The following is a 6216-nucleotide window of genomic DNA, read 5'->3' on the forward strand; positions in this document are numbered from 1 at the left end:
CCCTGATACTATTTTAGGACTTTTTCAGTGCCCTCAATTCAATTCCTGCTTTTTTATTATTTCATTGGAGGGAAGTTACTTAAAACTTTATTCGCAAACGTTTTAATTCTTTCCTCTTTTTTTTCTGGCTTTTGGTTAGGTGATATAACTCCTTGTCCAGAACCTTGCCATACTAGGTTTTTTGTCTTTGTGTCTAAAACATCTATATATAGTGTTCCTTCAATGTTGGTTGTGACACTTGTATGGTCAGGCCCCCAGTAAGGTCCGTAGCCATAATACCCCCATGATCGATAGTAATTATTATGTGAGATATTTACATTCTTTGTTGCGGTGGTAAAAATGTTTATAATAAAGTCTGGTTTTTCATTTGCTTTTACAAATCCCTTGGCAATCAATTCATTTTCAATAGCGTTTAGAATTCTTCTTTTATCTAAATCGCTAACTTTAACTTCGTCAATTCCTTCTTTTAGGAAGGCAAAGGTCTTGTATGTAGAGAAGTTAGCTGATTGATCATAATCAGTATTTACTCTTACACTACTACATGCTATGCCGAATAGCATTATAGCAATAACTGGAATGAATTTAATGAATCTCATATATCTATTTGTTTAGTTGTTCTTTTAATTCAAAAGGTCATCAGATACTATATTTGGCAAAGTAACTTTTAACAATGGCTCTACTTCCATAGCTCTTTGAATAGCAAATATAGCTTCATCATTACGAGCCCAGCTTCTTCTTGCGATTCCATTGTTTACGTCCCAGAATAGCATTGATTCTAATCTTTTTTGTGCTTCTACTGTACCATCAAGTAGCATGCCAAAACCACCATTGATTACTTCTCCCCATCCTACACCACCTCCATTGTGGATAGATACCCATGTAGCTCCTCTAAAGCTGTCTCCGATTACATTGTGAATCGCCGCCATGTCTGCTGTAAATTTAGAGCCATCATAGATGTTAGACGTCTCTCTGTATGGTGAATCAGTTCCTGATACATCGTGGTGATCTCGTCCCAATACTACAGGGCCTATTTTACCTGCTTTAATAGCGTCATTAAAGGCTTTCGCAATTTTAATGCGGCCTTCAGCATCTGCATATAGTATACGTGCTTGAGACCCTACAACCAGTTTGTTTTCTTGAGCTCCTTTTATCCACTGGATATTATCTGCCATTTGCTGTTGAATTTCTATTGGAGAGGCTTTAATCATAGCTTCAAGTACTTCGCATGCTATCGCATCTGTCTTAGCTAAGTCTTCTGGTTTTCCTGATGTACATACCCATCTAAATGGCCCAAAGCCATAGTCAAAACACATTGGCCCCATGATGTCTTGTACATAACTTGGGTATTTGAAGTCTATTCCATTTGCGGCCATTACATCTGCACCAGCTCTTGAAGCTTCTAGTAAAAATGCATTTCCATAGTCGAAGAAATACGTTCCTTTGGCTGTATGCTTGTTTATTGCTGCAGCTTGGCGCCTTAAGGACTCTTGTACGTGTTCTTTGAATTTATCAGGGTCATTAGCCATTAAATTCTTAGCTTCTTCAAAGCTTAATCCCACTGGGTAATAGCCTCCTGCCCATGGGTTGTGTAATGAGGTTTGATCAGAACCTAAGTCGATGTATAAGTTGTGTTTGTCAAACTCTTCCCATATATCTACGACATTACCTTGGTAGGCAATAGAAACAATTTCTTTGTTATTCTGTGCTTTTTGAACGCGAGTGATTAATTCATTTATATCTGTGATTACTTCATCTACCCAGCCTTGAGAATGTCTTGTGTGTACAGCTTTAGGGTTTACTTCTGCACATACTGTTATGCAGCCAGCTATGTTTCCTGCTTTAGGTTGTGCTCCACTCATTCCTCCTAGTCCAGAGGTTACAAATAGTTTGCCTGTCAGGCCTTCTCCTTCTTTAGCGATCTTTCTACCTCCATTAAGCACTGTGATAGTGGTCCCGTGTACAATTCCTTGCGGGCCAATATACATATAGCTTCCTGCAGTCATTTGACCATATTGTGTGACTCCTAGGGCATTAAATTTCTCCCAATCATCTGGTTTAGAGTAATTAGGTATCATCATTCCGTTGGTTACGACTACACGAGGAGCATTTTTGTGTGATGGGAACAGACCCATCGGGTGACCAGAATACATGACTAACGTTTGTTCATCTGTCATTTCTGATAGATATTTCATCGTTAGTAGATATTGTGCCCAATTTGAAAAGACAGCACCATTCCCACCATAGGTAATTAATTCGTGTGGGTGCTGTGCTACTGCATAGTCCAAGTTGTTTTGTATCATTAGCATGATTGCTTTTGCTTGTGTTGACTTTCCTGGATACTCGTCTATTGGACGTGCATACATTTTGTACGTTGGGCGAAAGCGATACATGTATATTCTTCCGTATTTTTCAAGCTCTTCTTTGAATTCTGGCAATAGAGTTGCATGATGTTTACTCTCAAAATAGCGCAATGCGTTTTTTAAGGCGAGCTTTTTCTCCTCATCACTCAATATCTCTTTGCGTTTTGGTGCGTGATTGACATTATTGTCGTATGCACTTGGTTGTGGTAAGATATTTGGAATTCCTTGTTTTATTTGTTCTTGAAATGTCATTATACTAGTTTTGATAATTAATAGTTTAAGGCCTTTAGAAATACGTAGTATTTTTTACTTTTGCCTTAGGTAATCATATTGTTTTAATATATGCTTGTTTTGTGGCTGTAAGATAATAAATATTTGATTATTTAGTATCGCTAAGACTGAAAGTTGTGTGGTATGCGAGCTGTAAATCCTTATTTAACAAAAATTTAATTTGTAAAATAGGTGGTTTGTCTGACTAGATGAGTTTGTTTATATTTAATCAAATAAAGGAGTATTTTGTTTAAGGAAGAAAATGTTTTTAATCAACGTTTAACGCTTAATTTGCCCTTAGGAATTGAATTATATGTAAAGCGTGAAGACCTTTTGCATAGGGAGATTTCTGGGAATAAATTTCGCAAGTTGAAGTATAATATTTCTGAGGCTCAGCAGTTAGGATATAAGCAACTATTGACATTTGGTGGTGCTTATTCTAATCACATAGCTGCTGTAGCAGCGGCAGGAAGAATATTGGGTATAGAAACCATTGGTGTTATTAGAGGTGATGAGTTGGTTAATTGTTATCGGGAGAATCCTACTTTACTAAAGGCAGAGCAAGATGGTATGCGGTTTAAGTTCGTTTCGCGTTCTGTTTATAGAGAGAGAACCAATGCTGAATTTATTGCTAGTTTAGCTACTGAGTTTGGTTCTTTCTATTTGGTGCCTGAAGGAGGTACTAATGCGTTAGCTATTAAAGGAACAGAAGAGATTCTAAAGAATGATGATCAAGTTTTTGACTATGTTTGTTGTGCTATAGGTACGGGTGGTACTATTGCGGGACTTATTAATTCTTCTTTTGATAATCAAGTGGTTTTAGGGTTTCCTGCATTGAAAGGAGATTTTTTATCAACGGAGATTAAAAAGTACACGGTTAAAGAGAATTGGCAATTGGTTCATGACTATCATTTTGGAGGTTATGGGAAGGTGCCTGCTGAATTGGTTGATTTTTTGCAGGATTTGCATATGACTACAGGCGTGTTATTTGACCCTATCTATAATGGGAAGATGGTTTATGGGGTGTTAGATATGATACAGCAGGGAGTCTTTAAAGAAGGGTCAAGAATATTGTTAATCCACACAGGTGGATTGCAAGGGTGGAATGATATAATAAAAGGGAAATAAATTATATGCTAAAAAAGTGTTTTTTATTTGTATGCATAATTATGCTTGCAAGTTGTGGTTCAAAAAAGAGTTCATTATCAGGTACTAAAGTTCGTTCTAAGCAGCTCGTTTCGAAGGAACAATATCGAGATGAGATGCGTAAAAAAGAACAACAAAAAAAGGTGAAGGTTGACTATCATCGTGTTACAAGTGATGTTAATACTAAGCAAGAATTAACAGCTACATCTACAGTTACTGTAACGGCTGATTTGATTCAAAACTATATTTTACAGTACAAAGGTATTGCACAGGATAATATGGTAAATCACGGCATTCCTGCTAGTATTACTCTTGCACAGGGAGTATTAGAGTCTGGTTCAGGACAAGGAACATTGAGTAGAAATGCAAATAATCACTTTGGTATTAAATGTCATAAAGGGTGGGAAGGACCTTCTGTACGACATACAGATGATGCACCAGATGAGTGTTTTAGAAAGTACGATTCTCCTGCGGAATCTTATAGAGACCATTCTTTGTTTTTAGTTGGACGTAGTAGATATAGCTCGTTGTTCGAATTGCCAAAAGATGATTACAAAGCTTGGGCTCGTGGATTGAAAAAAGCAGGTTATGCGACGGATCCAAAGTATGCAGATAAATTAATCAGTTTGATTGAGCGTTACTCATTAGCGGATTATGATAAGGAAATGTTAGCAATTATGGGTATTCCTTCAAGTGTTTATGATGATGCTTACGTCGATTCTTCTGTTGTAGTGACAGAGTCTCGCGTTGATAGTATAGCTACAAAGAAGCATATTGTGAAGAAGGGTGATACGCTATATGCTATAGCAAGAAAGTATAATACGACGGTTTCGGATATACAAAGATTGAATAAGTTGTCTGGAACGTCATTGTCAATAGGTCAAATTTTAAAAATAAAATAATTATGTTGTATCAAAGAAGTAGTCAGTTATTCGCTGAAGCTGAAAAAGTAATTCCGGGTGGAGTAAATTCGCCAGTACGCGCTTTTAAATCAGTGGGTGGAACACCCATATTTGTGAAAGAGGCAAAGGGAGCTTACTTATACGATGAGGATGGAAATCGTCTGATTGACTATATCAATTCATGGGGGCCTATGATCCTTGGGCATGCATACGCGCCTGTTGTTGATGCTGTAATTGAAAAAGCGAAGTTGGGTACTTCTTTCGGGATGCCAACGGAGATTGAAACTAAGATTGCTGAATTAGCAGTGTCGATGGTGCCAAATATTGATAAGATTCGATTTGTGAATTCTGGTACAGAAGCTTGTATGAGTGCTATTCGCTTAGCACGTGGATATACAGATAGAGAAAAAATAATTAAGTTCAAAGGGTGTTATCACGGTCATTCAGATTCATTTTTGATTTCTGCTGGTAGTGGAGCTGTTACTTTTGGATCTCCTAATAGTCCTGGTGTGACTCAAGGTACAGCAAAGGATACATTATTAGCTGTTTATAACGATTTGACAAACGTACGCTCTGTTTTTGAAGCGAATAAGGCAGAGGTGGCTGCTATTATAGTAGAGCCTGTAGCTGGAAATATGGGGTGTGTACCTCCACAAAAAGGTTTCTTAGAAGGTTTAAGAGCTTTATGTGATGAGTTTGGTGCATTGCTTATCTTTGATGAGGTAATGACTGGATTTCGCTTAGCGCGAGGTGGAGCACAAGAGTTGTTTGGTGTGAATGCTGACTTGGTTACTTTTGGTAAAGTTATTGGAGGAGGATTACCTGTAGGAGCTTTTGCTGGTCGCCGTGAAATTATGGATTATTTAGCGCCTGTAGGACCAGTTTATCAAGCAGGAACGTTGTCTGGAAACCCATTAGCGATGGCAGCTGGTTTGACGATGTTACAGGAGATAGAAAAGGATAATGAATTGTTTACACGATTAGACGAAAAGACAGCTTATCTAGAGAAAGGTTTACGCCAAGTACTGGAAGAATGTGAAATTGCTTACACGATTAACCGTGTAGGTTCTATGATTTCTGTATTCTTTGATGAGAGAGCTGTTGTAGATTTTGATACAGCTGGATATGGTAACAATGATACGTTTAAAAAGTTTTTCCACGGTCTTTTAGCGGAAGGAGTATATATTGCTCCTTCGTCTTATGAGACTTGGTTTATTACTGATGCTTTGACATACGAGGATCTGGATTACACGATTAATGCTGTAAGAAAGATTTTTTCTTAGGAAATAGAAATAGAGTAGTCTTGTAAAAGAGCATTTTCTTTAATGTTTTTTATAACGAGAGCTACTTAATGGATACGGAGCTACCTTTAGTTTTAAGGGTAGCTTTTTTTGTTTTAATATACTCCTCATGATCGGGTAGTGAAAAAGATATCCCAATCACCTCCTGACCATGTCCCGACCATTTGGAAAAAGAGGAATAAAAAAAGACACTCGTTATGGAGGGCACTGAAAAAGTGAGCTAATTATGAGTTCTTC

The 6216-nt window shown here is 37.5% G+C and carries 5 protein-coding genes; 3 read left to right on the forward strand and 2 right to left on the reverse strand.

Annotated elements, in window-relative coordinates; all coding sequences use genetic code 11:
• Positions 1-56: 56 nt before the first annotated feature.
• Together GJV77_RS14330 and GJV77_RS14335 are read right to left on the reverse strand one after the other, a co-directional pair.
• Complete coding sequence (locus GJV77_RS14330) at positions 57-596, reverse strand: DUF4136 domain-containing protein (RefSeq protein ID WP_155037015.1); 540 nt, start codon at positions 594-596, stop codon at positions 57-59.
• A 24-nt stretch (positions 597-620) separates the two neighbouring features.
• Entirely contained in the window at positions 621-2612 is a 1992-nt protein-coding gene (locus GJV77_RS14335) for a urocanate hydratase (RefSeq protein ID WP_155037016.1), read from the reverse strand.
• A gap of 264 nt (positions 2613-2876) precedes the next feature.
• Between GJV77_RS14335 and GJV77_RS14340 the strand changes: the two genes are divergently transcribed.
• From GJV77_RS14340 to hemL, 3 genes are read left to right on the forward strand one after another with little or no spacing between them, the layout of a single operon-like run.
• Entirely contained in the window at positions 2877-3758 is an 882-nt protein-coding gene (locus tag GJV77_RS14340; protein ID WP_155037017.1) for a 1-aminocyclopropane-1-carboxylate deaminase/D-cysteine desulfhydrase, read from the forward strand.
• A 41-nt stretch (positions 3759-3799) separates the two neighbouring features.
• Complete coding sequence (locus tag GJV77_RS14345) at positions 3800-4678, forward strand: glucosaminidase domain-containing protein (protein WP_240142896.1); 879 nt, start codon at positions 3800-3802, stop codon at positions 4676-4678.
• Positions 4679-4680: 2 nt separating this feature from the next.
• Positions 4681-5961, forward strand: a complete 1281-nt coding sequence (gene hemL / locus GJV77_RS14350; protein ID WP_155037019.1) for a glutamate-1-semialdehyde 2,1-aminomutase — start codon at positions 4681-4683, stop codon at positions 5959-5961.
• The last annotated feature ends 255 nt before the right edge of the window (positions 5962-6216 follow it).

This window comes from Myroides pelagicus (assembly GCF_009711055.1).
In the GTDB taxonomy this organism is placed as follows: Bacteria; Bacteroidota; Bacteroidia; order Flavobacteriales; family Flavobacteriaceae; genus Flavobacterium; species Flavobacterium pelagicum.